The 25418-nt window shown below is 31.5% G+C and carries 16 protein-coding genes and 1 pseudogene; 5 read left to right on the top strand and 12 right to left on the bottom strand.

All coding sequences use genetic code 11. The features are described from left to right. Positions 1–10: 10 nt before the first annotated feature. Complete coding sequence (locus tag JOE44_RS01870) at positions 11–3025, bottom strand: SusC/RagA family TonB-linked outer membrane protein (RefSeq protein ID WP_209784093.1); 3015 nt, start codon at positions 3023–3025, stop codon at positions 11–13. Positions 3026–3672: 647 nt separating this feature from the next. Here JOE44_RS01870 and JOE44_RS01865 point away from each other — a divergent pair. Then, on the top strand, positions 3673–3969 hold the full coding sequence (locus tag JOE44_RS01865) for a hypothetical protein (protein WP_209784092.1): 297 nt from the start codon (positions 3673–3675) through the stop codon (positions 3967–3969). Between the two features lie 101 nt (positions 3970–4070). Here the strand turns inward: JOE44_RS01865 and JOE44_RS01860 are convergent, their stop codons facing one another. The 5 genes from JOE44_RS01860 to JOE44_RS01840 are packed head-to-tail and all read right to left on the bottom strand — an operon-like array spanning position 4071 to position 8969. Then, a complete protein-coding gene (locus tag JOE44_RS01860) occupies positions 4071–5186 on the bottom strand; it encodes a response regulator (RefSeq protein WP_209784090.1) in 1116 nt (371 codons plus the stop codon). Next, entirely contained in the window at positions 5183–5908 is a 726-nt protein-coding gene (locus JOE44_RS01855) for a hypothetical protein (RefSeq protein ID WP_209784089.1), read from the bottom strand. The genes JOE44_RS01860 and JOE44_RS01855 overlap by 4 nt, the downstream gene beginning before the upstream one ends. Then, a complete protein-coding gene (locus tag JOE44_RS01850; protein ID WP_209784088.1) occupies positions 5905–6492 on the bottom strand; it encodes a hypothetical protein in 588 nt (195 codons plus the stop codon). Before JOE44_RS01850 ends, JOE44_RS01855 begins: the two co-directional genes overlap by 4 nt. Then, the gene (locus tag JOE44_RS01845) at positions 6489–7751 is read right to left on the bottom strand and encodes a hypothetical protein (RefSeq protein ID WP_209784086.1); all 1263 of its coding nucleotides are present in this window, start codon (positions 7749–7751) and stop codon (positions 6489–6491) included. The genes JOE44_RS01850 and JOE44_RS01845 overlap by 4 nt, the downstream gene beginning before the upstream one ends. An 18-nt stretch (positions 7752–7769) precedes the next feature. Next, positions 7770–8969 carry a reverse transcriptase domain-containing protein gene (locus JOE44_RS01840; protein ID WP_209784085.1) on the bottom strand — a complete coding sequence of 400 codons (1200 nt, stop codon included), beginning with the start codon at positions 8967–8969 and terminating at the stop codon, positions 7770–7772. A gap of 513 nt (positions 8970–9482) precedes the next feature. Here JOE44_RS01840 and JOE44_RS01835 point away from each other — a divergent pair. Beyond that, entirely contained in the window at positions 9483–10442 is a 960-nt protein-coding gene (locus JOE44_RS01835) for a restriction endonuclease (protein ID WP_209784084.1), read from the top strand. A 459-nt stretch (positions 10443–10901) separates the two neighbouring features. Here JOE44_RS01835 and JOE44_RS01830 read toward each other — a convergent pair whose 3' ends face one another. The 4 genes from JOE44_RS01830 to dinB form a co-directional block, all read right to left on the bottom strand. After that, complete coding sequence (locus JOE44_RS01830) at positions 10902–11690, bottom strand: alpha/beta hydrolase (RefSeq protein ID WP_348635068.1); 789 nt, start codon at positions 11688–11690, stop codon at positions 10902–10904. A 493-nt stretch (positions 11691–12183) separates the two neighbouring features. Beyond that, positions 12184–12795 (bottom strand): alpha-ketoglutarate-dependent dioxygenase AlkB, encoded by a 612-nt coding sequence (locus JOE44_RS01825; RefSeq protein WP_209784082.1) that lies wholly within the window; start codon positions 12793–12795, stop codon positions 12184–12186. Positions 12796–12818: 23 nt separating this feature from the next. Continuing rightward, positions 12819–15872: a DNA polymerase III subunit alpha gene (dnaE, locus tag JOE44_RS01820; RefSeq protein ID WP_209784081.1), complete on the bottom strand. Its 3054-nt coding sequence runs from the start codon at positions 15870–15872 to the stop codon at positions 12819–12821. A gap of 18 nt (positions 15873–15890) precedes the next feature. After that, positions 15891–17039: a DNA polymerase IV gene (gene dinB, locus JOE44_RS01815; protein ID WP_209784080.1), complete on the bottom strand. Its 1149-nt coding sequence runs from the start codon at positions 17037–17039 to the stop codon at positions 15891–15893. A gap of 61 nt (positions 17040–17100) precedes the next feature. Between dinB and JOE44_RS01810 the strand changes: the two genes are divergently transcribed. The 3 genes and pseudogenes from JOE44_RS01810 (at position 17101) to JOE44_RS01800 (ending at position 21893) form a co-directional block, all read left to right on the top strand. Beyond that, complete coding sequence (locus JOE44_RS01810; protein ID WP_209784078.1) at positions 17101–17877, top strand: LexA family transcriptional regulator; 777 nt, start codon at positions 17101–17103, stop codon at positions 17875–17877. A 520-nt stretch (positions 17878–18397) separates the two neighbouring features. Beyond that, complete coding sequence (locus JOE44_RS01805) at positions 18398–19801, top strand: DUF3945 domain-containing protein (RefSeq protein ID WP_209784077.1); 1404 nt, start codon at positions 18398–18400, stop codon at positions 19799–19801. A gap of 26 nt (positions 19802–19827) precedes the next feature. Beyond that, positions 19828–21893: pseudogene (locus JOE44_RS01800) on the top strand (DNA topoisomerase). Positions 21894–21928: 35 nt separating this feature from the next. Here JOE44_RS01800 and JOE44_RS01795 read toward each other — a convergent pair. Beyond that, positions 21929–23170: a hypothetical protein gene (locus JOE44_RS01795; protein WP_209784076.1), complete on the bottom strand. Its 1242-nt coding sequence runs from the start codon at positions 23168–23170 to the stop codon at positions 21929–21931. After that, on the bottom strand, positions 23148–25352 hold the full coding sequence (locus JOE44_RS01790; RefSeq protein WP_209784075.1) for a hypothetical protein: 2205 nt from the start codon (positions 25350–25352) through the stop codon (positions 23148–23150). The genes JOE44_RS01795 and JOE44_RS01790 overlap by 23 nt, the downstream gene beginning before the upstream one ends. Positions 25353–25418: the final 66 nt, after the last annotated feature.

The following is a 25418-nucleotide window of genomic DNA, read 5'->3' as shown; positions in this document are numbered from 1 at the left end:
TTTGTAAGATTTAAAAGTTAATTTGAGTTCCAATAGACCATGTTCTTAAGGGTGGCAAGAAGCCTGTTGTTACAAATTCCGGATCTAGTCCAAAATATTTTGTCCACGTTAAAACATTCTGCCCTTGAACATATAGAATAACCTCTGTGGTAGCAGCATTATTGAAAGGGATTCTATAATTAAGCTGAACGTTCTTCAGTCTAATAAATGATGCATCACCTACTGCTGCGGTACTTCGCATGAAATTGGCATGAGCGGCATTCTTTCCCGCATTAACTCCGGTGGAAAAAGGCATATAGTACCCCGTTGGATTAGCTTCAGACCATACGTTCGAAACTACCTGAGTCTGATTATTCATCGTTCCTGCAACAGGCATATAACTATGATAATTGTAATTTCTTTGTTTTGTAAATTGAAATAAAAACGATAAATCCCAATTCTTATATCTCAACCTGTTTGACCATCCACCATAAAACTTAACCGCTAAATCTTCGATGCTTTTATTATCGTCAGGAGATGAAATTTTGCCGTCTCCATTGACATCAGCAAATGAATAAAGCCCTGTATTAGGATTGATTCCTATAAAATTATAGAGTTTAACAATAGATGTACTAGAACCTATGACATATTGATTGGCATAGGTAGAGCCTTCAAGTCCCGGAAATGCCAATAAGCGGTTTCGAGGTATGGTCAGATTGAAATCTGATTGCCATGAAAACGTTTTTATCTTCACTGGTAAGGTTCTGAATTCAAACTCCCAACCTGTGTTTTCAACGGTTGCAGCTAAATTGGCCTGAACGGAAGTAAATCCAGTTGTTGCAGGCAAAGGCAATCCTACTAGCTGGTTATCTGATCTATTTCTAAACCAAGAAATGTTAAGCCCTATTATATCTTTAAAAAATGAGGTTTCAAGCGCAAATTCAAGCTTTTTTGTTTTTTCCCAGCTAAAATTTCCATTGAACAATCTGGTTGGAACAAGCCCCACTACTTCATTATAAATGCTTGATGACGCTACAGAATATGTATCACGATATTGAGCATCTCCAATATTATCACTGCCAGCTATTCCATAGCTTCCTCTTATTTTACCAAAGCTCAGCCATTTTTTACTATTCAAAAAATTTTCTTTTGAAAGTAGCCATGCTGCTCCCATGGCTCCAAAATTTGCAAATCTATTATTCGGTCCAAAGCGGCTGGAACCGTCTCTTCTTGCTGTGAAATTAATAATATACTTATTATCCAGCTGATAATTTACCCTTCCAAAAACAGCAACATATTTGTAGTCTGTTGAAATAATATCAGAAAATATCTTTGTTTTTGCTGCATTGACATTCATCATAAGTGCATTACTTTCGAATCCGGAACCTTGAATAGAAGATTGTTTAGATTCAGATGAATTGATCGTAGTTCCAACTAATACATTTAATTTGTTTCTTCCCCATTTATAATCTGCTGTCAATTGAGGTTCTACATTATATGAAAATGAAGAAAAACTACTTGTAAAGGTACTTGACCCGTTGGCACTTGTAAAATTAAAAGCAGGATTATACCTTGTATGAGGTCTTAAGTTAAATTCCTCAAAATTCTGATAATTAAACCCAGAATTAATACTGAAACTTATATTAGGAAAAATCTGATAAGAAATATTCAGACTGTTATTAATCTGTTTTGTATCATTCTGATACGTAACAACCGAGGAAGCCATCGGATTGGTAAAAGTATTGTTTTGCCAGTTTAATGAACCGTCTGCATTATATAATGCTGGAGCATTAGGACTTAAAAAGATGCTTGTAGTTGTTAAATCTTCATTGATCACATTATTAAATTGCTGTGAAAAATTGTTTGACAGCGCAATATTTAATTTTTTATCCTTTGACCTATGAGTGAACCCCATTGATAAGGTATTATTTTTATATTGATAGTCGGCAGGATAGACAGTTGTTTGCTCATTATGTGTGACATTAACACGATATGTCCAACCGTCTGAGCCTCCTGATAAACCTACACTGGTATTAGAAGTTGTGGCAGTTTTACCAATAAGTGTTTGTTGCCAATCAGTGTAACGATTTTCGTCCCAAGCTCCATTTACATCATATGCCGTTGTTGGATATACAGAAATGTTATCATTTGCAAATGCTGATTTACGCATGACAATATATTCTGAAGTATTCATCATTTTCAGATGAGATGCGACATTACTGAAAGCCAAACTTGAATTGATGCTAATGGTAGACTTATTTTTACTTCCTTTTTTTGTAGTAATTAAGATTACTCCATTAGCTCCTCTGCTCCCATAAATTGCCGTTGCATCTGCATCCTTTAAAATTTCAAGACTTTCAATATCATTGGGATTTAGGCTATTTAATGGATTAATATTTCTGAAAGGAAGTATTTGAGAAGAAAAGGTAGAGGTCATTGACGTAGACATTGGAACACCATCCAGAACATATAGCAGTTGATTTCCATCTACAGCACTATTGGATAATGTTCTTAAACTGTTCCTTCCTCTGATTTGTACATCATAGCCTCCGCCTGCAATACCCGAATTTTGGGTAATACTTACTCCTGCCATTCTTCCTTGTGCTGCAGATAGTACATTATTGACAGGTTGATTTCCGAGGTCTTTTGCGGTTACTTTGGCAATACTTCCTGTACTCTCCTTTTCCTTTACCTTATAATATCCTGCATTAATAGTAACTTCTTCAATCTCCTTTTCCTGCCCTCCCAACGTAATATTCATTACATTACGATTTCCCGACACCACTTTATGATCAGGATAATCCGGATGTCTGAACACAAGAACTGCTTTGGCTCCTGCGATTTGAATTTGGTAGTACCCTTTGTCATTTGTAATTGCGACGGACTCACTACCTTGTTGAAATACCGATACCCCCTGTAACGGCTTATTATTCTCTGTGACAGTACCTGATATGGTACGCACCTGCCCTATTGCTACGCTGGAAGCGAGCAATGTGAAGCCAAAAGCCATTTGAAGATGACTCAGGCCGCAAAAGTTTTTTTTCATACTTTTATACGTTTAATTAAATTAAGCTCACGGCTCTTTCCTGCACAGTCTAATGCCAATAAACTATCATGCGGAAAGGGCTTTCTTTTTTCTATGGTTACTCTACACTTTCTGTTTCTTGTATGTTTTTTAGGTTCCTGATCGTAAATTTATGCCTGGGAGGAAGCATTCTAGTAATAAAAACACTCCCTACCCAAAGCATATCATAAAAATTAATATGAATGAAATTTGTGTTCTCTGAAAGCTGCAAAGCCTCAATGGGTTGTACACCCCATTGTAACGTGTCGTAGATACTCTATGTTGGTAAGCAGCTTAGAAATAGAATAATGTAGAAAAGCAGAACAGCATCAGAAAATAAAACGGCATGGTACTCTACATTATCCGCCCTGAGGTACTGGTATACCCTACATACAGATAAGAGAGCCCACGCCTAGGTCGTGAGCCTTTTACTTATCCTCTCGTATGTTAAAAATTACCAGTTTTCGGGCGAGATTCAAAGCAATAGCTTCTATTATTTTTTTTGAAGTATCGCAAAGTTACATTTATTGTAACTTATTTTACAAATATAATAAAAAAAACAAATCATTCGCCATAGCGAACAATAAATTTCATTTTAATCATTTTTTTTGATAAAGATTATTATCAAAATGCAGAGTAAAGAAGTTTTAAATAAAAAAAATACATTAGTAAATAAGCATTTATGCAATTTTATTGAGGGTAAATTTCTACGTGAGTACCATGACCAAGACGGCAAAATTATTTCACAAAATAAATATGCAAAGCTCTGTGGAATAACATCTTCGACAATTTCGAAGCTAAAACAATCTGAAGGTTATGATGTTCCAATGTCAACGATATACAATATACTTCGACATGAGCGCTATACATTAGAAATTTTTTTTAAAGAATTTGAAAATGATAAAGGTATTAATATACCCGATTAGACTATTCGAAGATATTTTTAGTCTTTTAAAATTACTGTTTTTTTGACTTTATTACTTCCTGGAAAATGAATAAAGCCAAAATAAAAGCTTGAAACTTTAATTTAAATTTCATTTGATAAAATATCTGTAACAAATGTCAATATTTTGACATTCATTTTGTAGGTATCATTAGAGTCCTGAATTATTAATTTCTTACTGAAAATATTATCTAATGAACTATGTATATAATCGATATTATTTCGAAAATTATTAAGACTGCTGAAGCTAATTAAATGCCTATTTCTTAAATTACTATTTACTAAAAAGTAAGCATAAATTAGTGAATAAATTTGATCACTCAAATTAACCTTTCCAGTTAGATATTGACTCTCATATGATATCATTTGTATTTTGTTATTATGGACATAATTTATTTTGCATTCTACTTCTGAAAGATTTTCTATAAATTTTTCTCCATTTTTAAAAATCCAATTGCCTAAAAATTCATAACTCCTATTGGTTCTATTATAATACCATGTCATATTTGAATCAGTGAAGGCTTTGGACACTTCTTCTAAAATAGACCAAAAAATAATAAATGATAATGAATCATTATTGGAAAGCAAAATATTTTTTTCAACCTTTGTTTGTTTTGAAAACAACTGAGCATAGCCTAATTTTAATTTATCAATAATTCGTTGTTTAATATTTTGATCCTTGGAATTTGTATTAAAGTACTGATGATTTTCTAGGATAATAATAATGGAAGTGCATAATTCCCAAATTTCTTTTCTTTTTTTTCCCTCTTCGTTTAATATCAAAAAGTTTTTCTGTAAATTTTCTAAATTTTGTTTGGAAAACTCTTTATTAAAAATAAAATTTGGATGTTCTTTGATGTAATATTCGTCTATTCCATATTGTCTAAATGAGTCTATATTCCATATCTTATTCGAGGCAGTAATCAATATTATGGGAGTTGAAAAATTTTTATTGAGAAAATCTTTTCTTATTTCATTTAATAACATAAAGCCTGAATAATTTTTTATTTCAGTACTCTTATGATCATCTTCTGTAAGTCTTACATCTAAAAAAATCAAATCATATTTATCATTAAGTTTATTTAGTGCTTCATCATAAGTAACTGAAAAGTCTAAATTTCCAACATTTTTAATAATGGCTTTTTCAATTATACTTTTCCATCCCCTTTCTGCTAGATCATCAATAAGTAAATATCTCATCCTCTCCTTCTTTTTGTTGGTGGTAATTCAATTTTGCCTAAAACTTTAATTTTTGGCAGTTTATCTGCATAGCTTTTCTGCTTCTCTATCTGTTCAGCTGAGACTGAATCAAAGAGACTATTTTTAGCAATTAACCATTTAAAATATAATTTATTAAATTTACTTTGATTAAAACCTTCTATATCATTTATCTCTATGCCCGCATTTCTAGCTATCTGAAAAATTCCCCATTCGTTTGCAATACTATGATCGTCAAAATAATCGTCCGGAATTTTTAAACTTAAATTATTTATTTGATGAAACCATTCTTCTTCATTAATTATAGAATTATTTTTAAGATTAATTTCAAACTCTTTATTTGAATAAGCCATCAAATTAACCTCGGAAAATTTAATAATATCAAAACATTCATTGTTTAGCAATTCTGATAAATTCGATACCCCATAAATAAAAATGTTCGATAATTTTGATTCTGACTGGCAAAATTTCAAATACATTGCTATTCTTAAACCAACTTGATCCGTATAAGAGCCGAATGGAGCTAAGGGAATAAAAATATTATCATACTTCTCGTCAAAAAAAAACTTCCTAACAATCTCATTTACAATATAAAAATCAAGATCACTAGATTGAGAATATATTAAAATTTCAAATTTAACTGAATGGTCATCAATCAATCTCACGGCTTGGTATCGATCAGAATACAGAATAAGATTCTTCATTTTATTAACATGAATTTTAATTTTCCTACATTTTGAACCTCTCTTAACATAGACATAATTTCTTCATTAAAAAATGTTTTTTTCTGTAATTCATAAATTTCGTTCTCATTTAAATCATATCCGTCATCAAATTTAAACAAATAATTATCAATTATATTTTTAATATTTAGCCATTCTTCGATTTCATAATTTATACCGTATGCAAGTATTCGAAGATTTTCACTATCAGTTTTAATATAAACTTCAAGATTTTGATATAACTTGCTAACAGGTATTTGCAATGATTTTTCTGAATATTCTGTTACACTAAATGATCCACCAAACGTTACTAATCGAATGCCCCGTTTCTTAACTCTTTCCTTAAACTCAAATAAAGACTTATCAGTCAGATCAAGGTTTTTAAAAAAAGAATCATGAAGTAAAATTATATTACTAGAATCGCCTAGCAAAACATCAGAACTAATTTCTTTCAAATTTTTAAAATTGTTTACAAGAATTATTTCACTTGAATATTGATTAAACTTTTCATCTAACCATCCATATTTTTCTTGTCTATTTTTTTTTTCGTCAAGTAAATAAATCATAATTTTAGCCCTAAATCAAACTTAAGTTTATATAAAATCCCATCAACTGGGTTTGGCAATTTTTCAAATACTTCAAAACCGGTAATTTCTTTATTTTCGCGAAGAATAATGTCATTTTGTATTACAATTCCTTTCGTCCAAATAGGAATTTTATAACTACTTCCATCTTTAAGATCAGTGAAAATTTCTAGATCACATAAGCCATTGCAAAGTTTCATTAAGCTTTTGGTATGTTTACCAAATCTAAATGTATAATTATCAGAATTCATTTTACTTGATTTATTAAAAATAAAAAATTCTGCATATCCATCATTTACTGTAAAAGTAAATTCAACATTTGGTATATTTTGTAAAGAATGTTTGTCAATAATTAAAAAAAGAATTTTTCTAATAATCTGTTTAACTTTTTCAACGTCTGTAAAGAGTTCTATTGTGTCATTAACATTATCAAAATTCGTTTCTATTTTCTCATAAAACTTGTTAATGGGTTCAAATAAAATTGCCTTTATAATTCCAACTAAAGAATTAGATTCTCTGATATGAATCTCATTTTTAAAAATGTAGACTATATCTTTAAATATTAAATCTTTAAACCTATAACCTTCATATCCTAAATCAACTGCTGGGGTAGGAACTTTATTTGGATTTTCTTGACACCATTTTAATAGTTTTCTGTCCGACCAATTCATACTATTTCCATGTTCGCCCCATTTATTTCCTCCATTTATATAACTTTTTATTTTTGCATGTAAATCTTTGGAAATTGTGATTTTTGAAATTCCACTGTATTTAGTTTTATATTTGCTATCCTTAACTGTTAAAACATCGAAGACTTCTTTTATTTTTGTAAGATGCTTTTCAAAACTGTAATTTGCCTGAAGGCTATTCTCTAGATCTGAAAGATCTGATGAATCAATATCATGAGTTAAAAATTTAGTATAATTATTATTATTCAATAATCTTAGAAATCGAGGAATATTCTTTAGGTCAATGTAATAAATAGTTTCTTCTCTAATTTCTTCTTTTTCAGCGTAAGAAGTAATATTAGAATTTTCTTTCTTATTACTTATAATATTTGTAACAGTTTTGCCTTTTTGTATAATATCTTCAATTATTTTCAATCGAAAATCTATATCTTTTAACACACCAACCTCTTTTTTAAATTCCTTTTCTGCTAATATTAAAATACGCTCTTTCTGTTGAAAAGTGAGTTTTTTATTTAAAAGCATGTCTCTAATAAAATTATATTTATTCTGCATTCGACAAAATTTGAATTACTATCTATAATAATATTCTATTGCTTTCTCAATACTTTCGAATTCCCACAAATCTAAGATTTTATTCATTTTAGCATTTTTTATTGATAGCCTATTAAAGCGTTCCCGCAAACTTTGATATGTAGAATTACTTTCTCCTTTTATCATCTTCAAATAATTTAATTTGCCATCAATAACATTTTCCATAAAAACTGGAGTGGAACCAATGTATTTTGTAAAACCTTTTTCTTTTATATAGCTATTTATAAACAGGTGATAAGCTTTTTCTGCTCCATATTTTTCCCACATGCTTAACCATAGACGTATTAATTTTATATAATTCTTTGTTACATTTACTTTTTCATTTACTACGATCCCAGTAACTTTTTGCCTAACATTTCTTTTTTGCAGTCTTGTTTTTTTTTCTTTTATGCGAAAATATTGTTCTCCAATAATTTTCTCCACTTCATTACGAAAGATACTTTTTTCTTGATATACATTATGCATCGAACTAAAAGTTATATCATCAGCATAACGACTATAAGTAACATTAAATCTTTTTGCTACACCCGTTAATTTATAGTCTAATCTTTCACAAATTATATTAGTCAATATTGGAGATAATGGAGATCCTTGGGGTAATACTTTTTTTTTAATTTTAAGCAATTTACCGTTAACCTCTTCCTCTAAATCAATTTCTTCGCATGCTATCCATCCTATATAATTACCTATAATCTCTCTACCATTATCCTTGTTCAAGCTAAATGGAGGATAATTGAATCTCTTTAATATCCTTCCAATTTCAATACTTGAAAAAAAATCTTGGAGGTCAAGGTTAAATACATAATTATTTTTGCAATGTATTTTAGCATTATCTAAAATTGATCTTCCATAGATAAATCCATATGATGCATGGTGTGGTATAAAAATACTATGAAAAATAAGATTTAAACATTTCAGTAAAACTTTAAGTTCCGAACTAGGTGCATGAATTATTCTAGTACTTCCATCCTTTTTTTTTATTTCAAAATAATGATAACGATTTTGTGAATTTTGATTTGCAAATCTTTTTAATTTTTCTTCATCTATAAAATTTGACTCGTCAGAAAATAGTATACTATAGCAATGATTTAAAAGATTGCAAAATTCTTTTAAATCACTCATTTTTTCAAATTTTTCTTTAATTTTTACTTTATCTTCAGAACTAATATACTTGTTCATATCATAAACTTAAAAGTTATTGAAACCCGTTTGTTTTTCTTTATTTTATTTAAGATAGCCAAAAAGCATAATTGATAATCATCATATAAATGTTAGTTAACAAAATTCATATAAAATTTAAGATAATTTATAAATAGTAAAAGTTAAATTAATATAAAAATATTATCGTATATATATGTGCTGCTAACTAATCCATTAATTTATTCCAATAAATTGGAATACCTACAAAAAACAGTAGGCGTAGTCAAAATTTAAACGGGCTTCAATTAACTTAATTTCTATACCAAAATAATAATGAATTTTGGATAATAAAAATATTAGCACAAATTTACTAGAAAAATAATAAATTCAATATAGAAGATTATGATGTAGCGAAATTTTTAGAAAGCTACTTGTTACTTGCAGCTGATAAAAATACTTCGAAAAAAACTAATAAGAAGAGTTTACTTTAAAAGATAATATAAGTTAATTTATTTAATCTATTGCGTAATTTTGATAATTAACTTATATACCATGAGCCCCACCAAAAAAGATGAATTAATCCGAGACATTCTTGTTTTAGAAAACTCTACAATAAGCCCTAAAGACGATCGAGAAATTTGCTTTACATTTCACCAAGTTATTTCAAAACTTCTATCAAATGATGGTTTTACAACCATACTTAATCCTAGCCCTGACACAAGTAAATTTGATTTCATGTGCACAAAGCAAGATTCTCGAGATAGAATATGTATTTCTCTTCAAAATACTGCTAAAAGCGTTAATCAAGACCGTGTACATGAGAGAGTTTCGTTTGCTTTCAACTTTCCTTATGACCGTCTTATTTTATTTGCGCCTCAGGGATTTACTACAGCATGTTATAATTTTCTAAATATCACCGAACCTTTAAAAGTTGAACTATTAACCTTAGATGACTTGAAATCCTGGGCATCTAAAATAGAAATAGAGTCTGAGCTAAATACCCATGAATATGAAGACATCATCAAAATTGTAAGTAAAACTTTCATCGAAAAAATAGCGGAAGATCCAAACTTCTTGTTAAAAATAGAATGGAGAGAATTCGAGAAAACAATAGCTGAGTTGTTTGAAGGGTTGGCATTTAATGTTACACTTACACCACCAAGCAAAGATGGAGGTAAGGATATTATTCTGGAGATCATCAAAGAAGGAATACCTCGGAAGTATATTGTTGAGGTTAAACACTGGAAATCCAAACAACTGGTAGGTCAGAAATCTGTAAAAGAATTTTTAAAAGTAATTTGCAACGAAAAGAGAGAAAGCGGTTTGTTTTTGTCAACATATGGCTTTACTTCAAATGCCTTCGAAGGTTTAACAGAGTTAGACAGAAAAAAGATCAAGTTTGGAAATGAAGAAAAGATCGTTTCGTTATGCAAAACTTACTTAAAAGTTAAATCGGGAATTTGGACACCTCTACAGGATTTGCAAGAAGTGCTTTTTGAACAAACTCATTAAAATCTGCTGAAGAAATTTTCAAAATAAAGAGCTAAATTGTATTTACTAATAATTTCGATAATAAGTTTTTCATTTGGTTTCTCATTACGTTATTGTGTTAATCGTAGCAAATTCAATCGGCGTGGTATTGGAGGCATCGAAGAATATTCAAATTACGAAAAAGCAATTGGATTCAATTTTTTAGAACGTTTAGGAATATGGATTGCTTGTATTTTGATAGTAATTAGACTGCTTTATTTATGGGAATTATATAAACATCAAACCTCATTGTAGCAGTATTAGCTCTAGCCCCAATTATTCTTTTTATTGACATTAATTTCTATGATGATTATGGTTTAAAAAGTAGCAAATTTAGAAATATTGGTCTAGTTATTTATTAGAGACCTAATTACTTTTTTTGCAGTCTATATCACCAATGATTAAAGAGCTTATAAAAAATTCAGTAAATATCCTCACATACTATTCAATAACCGAGATTAGAAACGTATTAAAGTTGGGATTTTCTATATATGCAACAACAGCATGACTTCTTTGCTTATTATTCTTGTCCTCAGAGAAATTAATTCTTGAATAGATCTTCGAATCATTTTTAAAAAATGCTTGTACTGCAAGATGATCATCTTCTCTGCAAGCAAGCGTTGTTGCACCAAAAGAACCTGCTAAAAATCCTTTTGTTGTTGCAACATCATATTTATTAAACCCATTTACAAAACGATAATTAGTCATTGTTGTAACGACGGAACTCCCTTCAACTGTTCTATCATAATATTCATGGAATACATTATATCCAGGGATAGCCGGAGCAAGCATTCCTACAGAAAATTTTGATGTTGGGGTATTATAGATAGCTTGTAGATTTGCTATTTCTTTACCATTGTAATTTGTAATGTAATATTTATCATCAAATCTTCTTACATTAAATAAAGCTTCTGTAATAACACTTGCACCGTGACTGTGGGTTATCACGTAATTTTCTTTGTTTTTTATGTTAATTAATATTTTGCGGAGACCCAACCCTGCCATTGAAGAGCTATACTGGGCATTATTCCAAATTGTTGTACTGTTTAAAGGGTTGTCTCGCTTTGTAAGACCATCCCAGTATACCTCTACAAATTGAAATTTTTCATGGGGAAACTTTTTAATTACCTCAACTCGTAACTTTTCTAAAGCAAGTGAAGCTGATTCACCAGTATTGTTATAACCGTGGATCAGAAAAACCAGTTTTTTATTATTACTTAAATTATTGATCTGTTGTATATATTGATCACGAATGTGGTCTTGGAGAATCTGAAAATTTAATTTTACATCGTTATTTTCGACATATTGTAAACTTTCCTCCTCAAAAGCTTTTTTCAGGTAAGCTTTATTCTCTATAAAATATTTCTGTAAAATAGATTGTGCTTCTAAAAACTCGGTAGAATTGAGTGACTGTTTCGGATAAAGATCACATACCTGTCAAAAAATAACCGTAGCGGTGGGTTGTATGAATCACTGTAATGCTTTACTTCTTTAAAACCACTGAAATTATTATACAATTTATTAATGGGTGAACACCCCCACAAAAGGAAAATTCCTAAAATAAATATATAGTTTCGCATGGTAAATAGTTTTATTAAATATACAAAATTTAATAAAAACCATCAATAATTTTAAAATAATACATCATTATTAAATAATATTTATCAATGGTTTCCTGATACATTTATATATAGTTATTTATAATTCAATAACATTTTTTTGATTAAACAGACTCTTTCACAAAACGAAAAGTTAGGTTAATCCGCTCCTTCATCGACAATGTAGATTTAGCAATCCGATGTTCCCAATGTTCCTGCAAATCACCTTTCATGATGAGTAGTGAACCGTGCGGAAGCGGAAGACTATATTTACTCTGATAATGCTCCTTTTTTCTAAAATCAAAGTTTCTGGTTTGTCCAAGGCTGATTGATGCGATTACAGGCCGTTTCCCATAACGGCTTTCTTTATCTCTGTGCCAAGCAACAGAATCGTTGTGGTCTCTGTAGAGATTGAGTAAAACCCCATTAAACTGGTAACCAAACTCTTTCTCAATTTTTTGCTTTAAAGAAAACAATTCGGGAGTCCACGGATGAGTAGGCTTTTTATTTTCTTTTAATGTAGTATATTTTGAATCACCATACCAGGCTGTTAATCGTGGAGTCAGCACTGTTTTATCATACATCTTCTGAGTACTCTGTTCCCATGGAGCTGTATGTAACAATATATCTTTAAGCAGATCTGCTTCTTCCCTGCTGAGGAAACTCTCTCTGTAATCTAAAAGATCTTTCGGAAATTCATAGAATTCTTCTGTATTAAATAAACTCAACTGATTCATTTTTCAATTTTTAATAGTAATGATTATTGTATCTTGTGTCTTATCAATCCAATTTCATGAGCCTGAGGATAAGGCTTTCTATGGGTCATACTGACATCTTCCTTAATCTGACGATGGATATCATATTGCTTTTCTTTGTCATAAGCATACCGAGGATCGGGAATCATGGGCATTTTTGCCATTTTGTGAATGGTGATGGTAGGAAAATGGAAATCTACTTCTATAGTCCCCAAGAGTAAATAGCATCCTCCCCCCTGAAAATCGTATTGCTTCAGACTATCAGGAAAATGTGCCGTATCAAAATACTCTCCATTGACATCGATCCAGGTTCCGAAATACATGGTTCCTTTCTTTGTGGGAACATGCTTTCTGGAAATAAGGTAGGCCAACATTTTCACCTGCTGTTTGTGCAACTTCAATAGATCTTTTACAAAAACTGAACCTCTGTATTTAGTCTGCAGCAAATCAAAAGGCGTGCATGAAACCGGAAATCCGATGAGTTCTATTTCATCAAAAGCGTCTTCAAAGGCTTCTCTTTTTAACTGGGGTAACTTAAATTCCTGAACCGGTTCTTCAATGAGCATAAGCCCTCTATTTTCGGGTTTAAAGTTGACCAGTAAAATTCTTGCTTCTACGAGGAGCTCATTTTTAGGTTTTCCTGTGAATCTAAAAGCTCCTATAAAAATCAGAATCTGTACGGTTTCAATACCTATAGGAATACGTTTTATAAAGTCTTCTAATGATCTATAGTCACCATTCCTTTCCCGTTCTTCTACAATTCCGTGGGCAATCCTTGTTTCGAGACCTTCTAATACCATCAGACCTAAATAAATATCTTTTCCTTTGAGTATAGTTTGAAACTCACTGGTATTCACGCAGGGAACCTGAATATTTCCGCCCGAAATTTTTGCTTCATGAATATAGACTTCTGTCCGGTAAAACCCTCCCTGATTATTGATGACCGAAACCATAAACTCTAAGGGGTAATATACTTTGAGATACAAACTCTGATAGCTTTCTACGGCATAGGAGGCGGAGTGTGCCTTACAGAAAGAATATCCTGCGAAGGATTCTATCTGTCGGTATGCTTCAGCCGTTAATGTTTCTGAATGTCCTAGCTTTTTGCAGGATTCAAAAAAATTGTTTTTTACTTCTCTGAGCTTTTCGATTGAACGACCTTTACCACTCATGGCTCTGCGGAGAATATCTCCATCAGCCAGAGACAAACCACCAAAATATTGAGCAATCTTAATCACGTCTTCCTGATAGACCATAATGCCGTAGGTTTCTTTCAGGTGTTCTTCGAATACTGAATGGAAATATTCGAATTGATCGGGATGGTTATGCCTGAAAATATACTCGCGCATCATTCCGCTTTGTGCCACCCCGGGTCTGATAATAGAAGATGCAGCTACAAGGATTCTGTAATTATCGCACTTTAATCTTCTTAAAAGCCCTCGCATTGCAGGAGATTCAATATAAAAACAGCCTATGGTCTTTCCTATGGCCAGATATTCATTGGCTTGGGCTTCATCTTTGGATAGCGTTGTATCTCTAATATCAACACTAATGCCTCGTGTCTTTCTGATCAGCTCTACGGTATCGTTGATGGTACCTAATCCTCTTTGGGAAAGAATATCAAATTTTTCAAGTCCGATGTCTTCGGCAACATTCATATCGAACTGTACAATCGGAAATCCTTTGGGAGGCATTTCGAGTGCAGTGTAATTGGTAATAGGTTCTTCTGAAATTAAAATTCCACAGGAATGCATGCTTCGCTGATTGGGAAACTTCTCCAAGAGTTTTCCATATTGATGCACCAGTTGTACCACCTCATTCTTATCATGTTGTATCATCGGCCGCTTTGCCAAATCATCCAGTTCTTCCTTGGGAAGCCCAAATACTTTCCCTACTTCTCTGAAAATAGATTTGTATTTAAACTCCACGTTAGTTCCGCAAAAAGCAACATGATCCTTCCCATACCGGTCAAAAATATATTCCAGTATGGTATCCCTGTTCTGCCAGCTCCAGTCGATATCAAAATCAGGCGGAGACTTCCGATTAAGGTTTAAAAACCTTTCAAAATACAGATCCAGTTCTAAGGGGCAGATGTCCGTGATCCCTAAGCAATAGCTCACAATAGAATTGGCTCCGCTACCCCGCCCCACATGCATAAAGCCCATGCTGTTGCTGTAGCGGATAATATCCCAGGTAATTAAAAAGTAAGAACAAAAATTAAGTTCATCGATTACCTTTAATTCTTTTTCCACTCTTTTTTGAGCTACTTCATGCCGACTGCCATATCGTCTTTCCAAACCTGAATACGCCAACCTTCGGAGTAGCTTTACATCATCGGCTTTTGATTTTGTATAAAACTTCTTATTCTTGACCTTTTTAAAATCAAATTCGAAACTACATTGCTTCAACACATCTTTCGTTCTCTGAAAAATTTCAGGATATCTTTCGAATGCTTTTGTAATAGTCTGCTCACTTATAAAATATTCAGATTTTCTGCACACTTCCCTTTTAGTAAGCTTTGACAATAGGGTATTGTTATCAATTGCCCTGAGAATCTTATGCAATTCATACTCTTCATCGGTACTGAAAGTAACAGGATGGAGAACCAACATTTTAGATATTAATTTCTGATATTCAGATCTGATCAAAAAATTCAGTTCCTCTATTCTTATGCCTATGAATTCATTTTCTTTAAGTTCAGCAGGGATATTACTCATAGGGTATACTACAAAGACGTTTTTAAATTCCGTAGCTGTTTCTGAAAGTGCTTTGCCTTCACAATTATGATCGGTAATAACTTTATTAACTTCCCCAATTCCTGAAAATTCTTTTGCTACAGCGATATAAAGCAGCTTCCCTTCCTTTCTGACTTCAACCCCTACAATAGGTTTAATACCTGCATTCTCACATTCCGTTTTAAAATCATAGATCCCCGTAATGGTATTGATATCGGTAAGCACTAATTCTTTAACTCCTAATTCATGAGCCTGTTTTACCAATTCTTTTATGGATAACGTCCCGTAACGAAGGCTGTGGAAAGAATGACAATTTAAAAACATTGCTAAAAATTTAAAGTTCTATTTTTCAAAATCAAAACCTGAAGCCCTACCTACTGCATCAATACCAAAGCGGTTTTTCAAATAATCCATCGTTTGATACAGGCTCATCTGCTCTTCGGTATCTTCGAACAGATTCATCTGCTGGTTACCATGAACGAGCCCGGTAAAGCGTAATCCTACCAACCTCAGCCTCATTCTTCTTGTATACACTTTATTAAAAAGCTCCAACGCTACTCTGGAGAGGGTATGATCTGCAGAGGTATACGAGACTTTAGATTGTTTAGTCTCAGTGTCGAAATTAACATAGCGGATCTTTACCACTACAGTCGAAGTCAGCCATTTCTCTTTTCTTAACTGATAGGCTAATTGTTCGGCCATTCCTGAGATGAGTCTTTTTAGTTCTACAATATCCATGGTATCGTTGGTAAACGTTCTTTCTGTAGAAATTGACTTCCGTTCGGAATAAGGAACTACAGGATTTTCATCAATACCATTGGCTTTTTTCCAAAGCTCCTTTCCATTTAATCCAATCATCTGCTGCAATACGAGAACAGGCATTTCAGACAATGTATGAATGGTACGGATTCCGATTCTAGACAGTAACTGAAAAGTCTTATCTCCTACCATCGGAATTTTTTTAATTGATAACGGATTTAGAAACGGCTGAACTTCCAGCTCTTTAATTTCCAATCTTCCGACAGGTTTTGCTTCTCCTGTCCCAATCTTGGAAACTGTTTTATTGGTAGATAAAGCAAAACTTATGGGAAGTCCTGTTTCTTTGGTTACGGCTGAGGCAATTTCTTTTGTCCATTGGTAACATCCAAAGAACTTATCCATTCCTGAAAGATCAAGGTAAAATTCATCAATACTTGCCTTTTCCATTAGAGGAACTTTTTCCCGAATAATTTGGGTGACGGTATGTGATAAATTGGAATATAGCTCGTGATCTCCCCGAATTACTTTTGCATCAGGACATAAACGTAAGGCCATTCTAATTGGCATAGCAGAGCGCACTCCGAATTTTCTTGCTTCATAGGAACATGATGCTACTACTCCACGGTCTCCACCTCCGATGATGAGAGGAATCCCGTCAAGCTGAGAGTTATTACGTCTCTCACAGGATACAAAGAATGTATCCAGATCCATATGTACAATTGCCCGATTCACGTTACAAAATTAGATACTAATTGTATCATTTTTACTATATTTGCAGATACAATTTGTATCAATGTCAATTTTTTCAGATAACATCAGGTTTTTAAGAACTCAGAAAAATTTATCCCAGCAGGAGCTTGCGGATCAAATTTTGATGAGCAGGGTTCGCTATTCCAAATATGAGGATGGTCGCTCTGAGGCTCCTTACGAGCTACTCATTAGAATTTCCAAGTATTTTAATTTAAGTATTGATTTACTTCTCACGGTAGATATCAGAAAGTATCCGTTGGAAGATGTATTAAAACTTCCGGATAACAGAATTGTTTTACCAGTTGTAGTGGATCAATTAGGTAATAACAGTATTGAAATTGTTCCACAAAAGGCTTCTATGGGCTATTTATCGGGGTATAGCGATCCAGAATATATTGAAAGCTTACAGAGAATTTCTTTACCTTTTTTAACCAATGGTAAATACAGAGCATTCCCAGCTCAAGGAGATTCTATGCCACCATTTAAAGATGGTTCCTATATTATTGGAAAATATCTTGAAAATATTGATGATCTAAAACCAAGTAAAAGCTATGTTTTTGTTACGTTAAACGATGGTATTTCTTATAAACGATTTACCTCTACAAATAAGAAATCAATAACTGTTTCTGCGGACAACTCATTTTATAAACCTTATGATATTCCTTTAGGAGAAATCGTTGAAATATGGCAGTATGCTTCAGGAATTTTCCCAGAGGACTTTGAACCTGAATGTCTTGAAAACTATAATCTAAAAGAAATGTTTCTTGAAATCCGAAAAGATATTCAGGACCTTGATGAAAAAATTTCAAAAAAAAATTAAAAACTTAGACCTATTATGACCATATCTTATTATGATTTTCAGAATTTACCTGATCGTCAAGCTCAGTATGATTTTGTTATTACTCATGGACGTTTAATAAGCGAAAGAACAACTTTCCAATCAAAATATGTTTTATATGAAGTTTCAAATTTTTCAGTGGAACTTATTTATAACATGGTACACGATAAAATTATTGGTCTGAACATTTTTGAAAATAAGTCTTCTTATTTTAAGGGACATTAAAGATTTTATGATAAAAAATCCTGTTTTATTACTCATAAAACAGGATTAAAAACACAAATGATGAAAAAAAAATATCTCTTACTAGAGACACTATAAAGTTAACTATTTTTAGATAATAAGAGATAACAAAGAGCTTTCAAAAAATCATATAAGCTCTTTTAAAACATCCTGATGATGATATCACTGACAATCTAAGCCAAATTTTTCCACTCACTTCCATCTTTAATTTATGTTACTCTAATCTTTTACTTTCGATGTTAAATAAACATTTAGCACCATGGAAGATATTAGAAACACTCAAGATCCAGACCCTTCTTTAATAAATATTCTATTGGTTTTAAATCCAAAAACCAACAAGATTGAAGCAGTCAAGACTGTTGACAATAAAGGGGATCTAAAGACTGTACCCAATACAGAAAAGTATCAGAATCAATTTTTAAAAATTGATAAACAAGGAGATTTTTTCTCCAATTTTTTCTCCAACTTTTTAAGTCAGCTCAAAAACCCGTCACTTTTCAATTTCTTTAAATCTCCACTTAAAGAGTCTGAAGATATTGGAAAACAGATCCAGCACCACCTTAAAAATCCAAGTACTGAAGGGGAAGAATTTCTAAATACATACAAAATATTAACCTCAAATACCAACACTATGAATACTAATCCATTATCAGAAAAAGAATATCAGTATTCTGCTGATCAAATTGACTGGAATATGATGTCAAAATTTGGCTTAACCCAGGAAAAACTAGAGAATGCTAATGCCTTAGATCCTATGTTAAAAGGATTTAAAACCAATAATCTTGTTCCTGTAACCATTAATCTTGGTACTGCACTTACCAGAATGGATGCACGTCTTTCACTAAACACTAATGATGCCGGAGACGTTGTCATCAATATCCATGGTATAAGAAAAGAGCCTAACTTCAACTTTAAATTTCTTGGACATGAATTCAGCCCTGAGGACAAAAAAAATCTAATGGAGAACGGCAATATGGGACGAGTTGTAGACCTTATTAACCCAAAGACTGATGAAATCATACCATCTCTTATAAGCAGAGACCGATTAACCAATGAGCTTGTAGCTTACAAAGTTGAGAATATTAAAATTCCCGATGAAATTAAAGGTATCAAATTAAATGAAGAACAAAAGCAAACGCTGATAGAAGGCAAACCTTTATATCTGGAAGGTATGATTTCTGCTAAAGGTGAACCTTTTAATGCGCATGTTCAATTTAATGCCGATAAAAAATATGTAGAATTTCTTTTTGATAACAACCAAAAGCAGCAACAAATCCAAAATAATCCACAGAGTGAGGTTCCAAGAACTTTCAGGGGAAAAGAGCTCAGTGAAGAACAATACAGCCAATTTAAATCAGGTCAAACAATTTATATTGATGGCTTATTGGATAAAAAAGATCAGCCTTATCAAGGTTATATCACTCTTAACCCAGAAACAGGAAAAATTGACTTTTCCTTTCAAAATCCTAATAAATTGAAAGAGCAGGCAAAACCTACAGAGGCTCACAAAACTCAGATAGCTGTAAACTCGGAAGGAAAAACCAACGAGACCACTAAAAATCTTAAAACGCCTTTACAGAAAGCCCAACAATCTCCGAAAGATAAAAAACAAAAAGATCAACAGGAGAAGCCTCACCCCCGTTCTAAAGGGCGTAAAATGTAATAATATCTTCAAAAAATATTATCAAAATGAAAGTAGTATTAGCAGAAAAGCCCAGTGTAGCGAGAGAAATTGCCAATTTACTGGGAGCATCAGAGAAAAAAGATGGTTATTTGGTAGGTAACGGGTATTGTGTTACTTGGGCTTTTGGGCATCTGATAGCCCTTGGAATGCCTGAAGATTATGGGGTTTCTCGTTTTGATAGACCATCTTTACCTATTTTACCAAATCCTTTTCTACTCACTATAAGAAAAGTAAAAAAAGGTAAGGAATTGGTTATTGATAAAGGAGCAAATCAACAATTAAGAGTTATTCAAAGGCTATTTAAAGAATGTGAAAGCATTATTGTTGCTACTGATGCGGGGCGGGAAGGCGAACTTATATTCCGCTATATCTATGAATATCTTAACTGTAAAAAACCTTTTCAAAGATTATGGATTAGCTCATTAACAGAAAAAGCAATTCAAGAAGGGTTTAAAAATTTAAAACCAGGAAATTACTATGATGGTTTATATTTAGCAGCACAGTGCAGAAACAGAGCCGATTGGCTATTGGGAATCAATTCAACACAAGCATTAAGTATTGCAGCAGGAGACGGTATATATTCGTTGGGAAGAGTACAGACCCCAACATTAGCAATCATTTGTAAACGGTATCAAGAAAATCAAAATTTCACATCCCAGAAATACTGGCAGATTGAATTCTTACACCATAAAGATTTTATAGAGTTTAAAAGTCTAAGGTTACTAAATTTAATGAGAAAAAACAGGCTGAAGATATTGTTAAATTAATCGAAAGAAACCGTATACAGTTTACTATTACGGCAATTGATACAAAAATAGTTACTGAACAGACTCCTTTTCTATTTGATCTTACGGGATTACAGAAAGAGGCCAACAAAAGATTCAACTTTACTGCAGAAGAGACGTTGAATATTGCTCAAGGTCTGTATGAAAGAAAATTTATAACCTATCCACGTACAGGAAGTCGATATATTCCGGAAGACCTATGGCCAGAAATACCTGACCTGATAAGAGCATTACACGAGAACGAACACTACAAGCCATTTACGAGCATTCTTCCTTGGGGCAACTTCAACAAAAAAATAGTTAATAACCTAAAGGTGACAGATCATCATGGCTTACTGACTACTGAAAAGGTTCCATCTGCTCTGTCAGTGCAAGAAAAAGCAATCTATGAATTGATTGCTTTTCGTCTTTTTGAATCAATTTCACAACCCTGTATAAAGGAAATTACTACTATTATTTTGAAAATACTTCATTACGATTTTGCCACCAAAGGATCTAAGATATTACAAAAAGGTTGGCGAGGTATTTATGGAAGTTTTTCAGATGATCTTGAAAAAGTACAAGAATTTCCTGAATTAAAAGAAGGAATGGAGGTAAAGATTAAAACGACCAATGTATTGGATAAAAAAACTCAGGCTCCTACACTTTATACTGAAGCAAGTTTATTGTCTGCCATGGAAAATGCCGGAAAAGAAATTGAAAATGAAGAGAAGAAAAAAGCCTTGAAAAATTTAGGAATAGGCACTGCAGCAACGAGAGCTTCAATTATTGAAATATTACATGACAGAGGTTACATTCGCAGAGAGCAGAAATCACTCATTCCCACTGAAAAAGGTGGTCGAGTATATGAACTGGTAAAAGATAAAAAAATTGCAGATGTATCATTGACTGCTGAATGGGAATTGGATTTGCAACGTATTGAAAACAAAGAGTTAAATACTACTATTTTTCAAAAACAAATTGAAGTTTATACCCAATCTGTCACTGAAGAATTATTAGAAAGTCATGTAGAAATAAGTGATCTACCTAAGCTATTATGTCCTCAATGCAAAACACAGCATTTGATTATTCAGCGTATAATTATAAAATGTCCTGATGAAAATTGCAACTGGTTACAATTCAGAAATATTTGTGGTGCATATCTAAGTCTTTCTGAAATTCTAAATCTCATCAATAAAGGAAGGACTAATTTAATTAAAGCAATGACTAGTAGGTCAGGAAATAAATTTGATGCTTTTATAACTCTTAATAACAACAATAAAATAGCATTTGAATTTAAAAGGTAGTAATAAATTACTACCTTTTATTATGTTATAAAAAATCATTCACCTCCACATTCCGGAAGATAACTATTTGTAAGAATATCATTTACACTTTCGTGAAAATTTTGCGGATAGTTTTCAAAAACAAAATCCAATAGATCTCTATAAAGTTTAGAATGTTCTAATTCTCCAAAATTTTTTTGATGAAATCGCCCTCTTGCATACTTTTCATACCAAGATTTAAAATTTTCATAGTTATCTTGCTCATCTTCTTGAATTGAATTTAAAATATCCCTTATTGATTTTTCATTTGTAGCTAAATCACGAAACATTTGTATTAAGCCTGACGTTTGGGCATAAATACTCTTTGCATTATATTTTGTATGAATTTGAAAAACATTAATATTCCCGTGCTTTGGAGCTAAATGTATTTCATCTTGATCTCCAATTAGCTGTTTCCAACGTAATGAATTTCTATCAATTTTTAATTTAATATCAATTCCCAAAACCTCCTTTCCAAATTCATCCATAAGAGGTTCAAACTTCATATCATTTTTAAACCCAGATATATACGGATTTAAATGTAATTCATCCGAAAAATGTATTTCATGTTTATTAGCTGTATTACATACTGAATCACTAGGAACTAAATTAAATAATGATAATGATAACAATGGATATGTAGCTTTATCAAAAAAATGATCTAATTGATGCTGATCCGCAATTTTTCCTGTGACAGGATTAACACTATAAAATGCTCTAGAAATATTACAATATGGGCAAAACTCCGTAATATTTTTTTCGTGAAAAAATTGTCTAACTTTTCCGCCAATATCACTATCATATAAAAAAGCATGTTTAAGGATTTTAATATATATTTCTTCATTAATATTAAAATCATCTAAAAGCTTGGTGTTGTTAGTGAATAAATCTTCCGGTGCACATATTAATAAATCTTTTAAAGAATCATTTGTATCATCTAATAAGTAATCAAGAAATACGGAAAGAGGTTCCAAATCAGTATCCATAACTTCTCCCCCGTTTTTATAATTTAATAATGTATTTTTATATTCTGCTACTTTAAGATCTTTTATATCAATTACTTTATCTCTAATTAAATCAATAATGTGTTTAGTACTATGTTTGGCACTAGATCTTTCATTATCATTAATATGATCAGGATCTCTTAAATGACTAACTGCATAGTTTAAATTTGTTATTCGTTTAACAATATCTTCTTTAATCTTTAACAAATAATCACTTTTAAAAGTATCAATATCACTTATTTGTATTTTGATCATATTGCCTTTTTTTAAAGTTTTCCAGACTAGTTTTTAAAAATGAATCTCCTACCATATCAAATAGGGCATTATCAATATAATCAGTATTATTATTTTTGATATTTTCTACTGACTCTGTAATTTTATTTTCAGCATGTTTCCCCATTAAAGTTCCTTTAAGAAAAAAACTATCGGCAAGAAGTTCATTAATGTTAGCTGCAAAAGTTTGAGATTCTGGTATTTTAGGAATAGATCTTTTTCTTTTATCAGAATCTAATAACAAAATATTATTACTAGGTATATCAGAGAGAATAAAAGGTGAATGTGTGAGTAGTATTATATTTACTGATTCGACTCCTGTGTTACCTCCAATATAAAAACGTTCAAATTCTTTTAATAAATCTGCAATAAATCTTCTTTGATAATCAGGATGAAAATATAACTCAATCTCATCATAAATAATGTTTACATTGTTATATTTTAATCTTTCCCCTTCTCCTAAATGTGCAGATTGAATATTATTAAGATGATAGATTACAGATTGAATTGTATGCACTAACTGCTGCTCACCAGAACTTAAAGCGCTAAATAAATAATTAGAATCTGTTCCATTTGCCAACTTAAAATCTATATCAAACAATGAGGGTGGAAGATTAGCCATAATTTCCCTTCCCGATTGATTTCCCATCCACTCAATAAGGCTCTCCAATGTAAATTCAAATCTTATATTTGCGCGCCTGTCAAGTTGCTCTCTACTAATTACAAAACCGTTTTTATTATCATTTAACGATCTTTTTAAAAAATTTATAGTTTGCTTTAATTTGTAAGTGACATGACTTTTATCTTTTTTAAGTAAATCAAAAAATTCATCATTTTCTAAATGCTTGGTATTACTTGAAAAATGATATCCTTTACCAAACCACGGATACTTTTCCGGAATTGAATTGATTTTGTTAATTAGGTAATTACTTATAATTTGTTTTAAAGGAAAATCACTTGCAAATTTAATAAGCTCTTCGGAGTTCAAATAAGTTGACAAAAAAGTATTTAACATATTCATATCCCGAGCAGTTCCCAACATTTTATTCATTCTAAAACGAACTCTTTTAGGAATAGCATTAACTTTACGCCAATTTAAGGTGAAAACTACCTTATCTATAAAATGGTTTTCCGCTATATATATTTTATCTCTTTTACCGCTATTATATTCTTGAAGTTTATTTGTAAGTAATCTATATTTGGCAAAACTAATTTCAGAGTTTATGTCGAAGTTTCCATCTGTCCTCATTGGACTTATTACAATAGGAGTCTTGTAGCCATCATTTTTATGAAATAACGACTTTATCCATCCTCCGATATGAAATGAATTTAGAGCATAATGAGAATAGTTGATAGCAATGGTATAGAAAAAATTTCTGGCAAATTCTTCAGCTTTAACATTCATCTTTTTTGACCTAAAATTTTGATTATTTAAGTCAGAAATGGTTATAATCTCACAAGTATTCTTATCATTTTTTTTATCATAGTTAAGATGAAGACAATAAAATTGATCATCAATTTGATAATAAATTTCAGCCTTCAATTTTTGATTAAAATCGACTATTTCACTTTGTTGATTTGTAATGTCTTTTAATTGAAAATTTATATTCGGATCAAATTCCTTCAAATCATTTTCGAGTTTCGAAAAATCTTTGATTTTATTTTTAATAGAATCAAAGGATTTTATATTTAGTCTCCCATCTACCCCTATTAACTCTTTAATTAAATTATCCCTGTGCTTGTTAACTTTTGACTGTTGCTTTTCTTTATTTAAAAGCTGTTTCTTTAATTTTTTTGAGTTCTTTTCTAAACTATTAAAATTAGGCTCTAATATATTTTTATTCGTACAGTAAAGGTAAATACATGCAAAAAAAAGTTCTACTATTGAACTTTTCCCACTTCCGTTCTTACCTGCAATAGCCGAAATATTAATATCGATCTTATGCCCATCTGCTGTTTTAGTATTGTAAATATTAGGTGGAGATTCATCAAATGATATATATCGAATTTCCTCATTTGAGGATGTCTTTATCTTATTTTTAGTAGAATTATAATAAGAGTAATTATGATACAATGGATAAATCTGACCAGAAGTTAAGTTTTTCAAAAACCTTTTGTCACATCCTATTAAAGGGCGAATAGCTAATAGCTTAAATTTTGACATTCTATTAAGTAAAATTTTTAGTAAGAACTATCTAGAGAAAGCTCTTCATTTCTTGGTTATTATTTT

The organism is Chryseobacterium sp. PvR013 (genome assembly GCF_017833095.1).
In the GTDB taxonomy this organism is placed as follows: Bacteria; Bacteroidota; Bacteroidia; order Flavobacteriales; family Weeksellaceae; genus Chryseobacterium; species Chryseobacterium culicis_A.
This window is presented reverse-complemented; position numbering and strand designations above follow the sequence as displayed.

Bases quoted from the DNA above. Each gene is read 5' to 3' on its own strand.
- JOE44_RS01870 (WP_209784093.1), bottom strand. From the start codon at position 3,025: ATGAAAAAAAACTTTTGCGGCCTGAGTCATCTTCAAATGGCTTTTGGC.
- JOE44_RS01865 (WP_209784092.1), top strand. From the start codon at position 3,673: ATGCAGAGTAAAGAAGTTTTAAATAAAAAAAATACATTAGTAAATAAG.
- JOE44_RS01860 (WP_209784090.1), bottom strand. From the start codon at position 5,186: ATGAGATATTTACTTATTGATGATCTAGCAGAAAGGGGATGGAAAAGT.
- JOE44_RS01855 (WP_209784089.1), bottom strand. From the start codon at position 5,908: ATGAAGAATCTTATTCTGTATTCTGATCGATACCAAGCCGTGAGATTG.
- JOE44_RS01850 (WP_209784088.1), bottom strand. From the start codon at position 6,492: ATGATTTATTTACTTGACGAAAAAAAAAATAGACAAGAAAAATATGGA.
- JOE44_RS01845 (WP_209784086.1), bottom strand. From the start codon at position 7,751: ATGCAGAATAAATATAATTTTATTAGAGACATGCTTTTAAATAAAAAA.
- JOE44_RS01840 (WP_209784085.1), bottom strand. From the start codon at position 8,969: ATGAACAAGTATATTAGTTCTGAAGATAAAGTAAAAATTAAAGAAAAA.
- JOE44_RS01835 (WP_209784084.1), top strand. From the start codon at position 9,483: ATGAGCCCCACCAAAAAAGATGAATTAATCCGAGACATTCTTGTTTTA.
- JOE44_RS01825 (WP_209784082.1), bottom strand. From the start codon at position 12,795: ATGAATCAGTTGAGTTTATTTAATACAGAAGAATTCTATGAATTTCCG.
- dnaE (WP_209784081.1), bottom strand. From the start codon at position 15,872: ATGTTTTTAAATTGTCATTCTTTCCACAGCCTTCGTTACGGGACGTTA.
- JOE44_RS01810 (WP_209784078.1), top strand. From the start codon at position 17,101: ATGTCAATTTTTTCAGATAACATCAGGTTTTTAAGAACTCAGAAAAAT.
- JOE44_RS01805 (WP_209784077.1), top strand. From the start codon at position 18,398: ATGGAAGATATTAGAAACACTCAAGATCCAGACCCTTCTTTAATAAAT.
- JOE44_RS01795 (WP_209784076.1), bottom strand. From the start codon at position 23,170: ATGATCAAAATACAAATAAGTGATATTGATACTTTTAAAAGTGATTAT.
- JOE44_RS01790 (WP_209784075.1), bottom strand. From the start codon at position 25,352: ATGTCAAAATTTAAGCTATTAGCTATTCGCCCTTTAATAGGATGTGAC.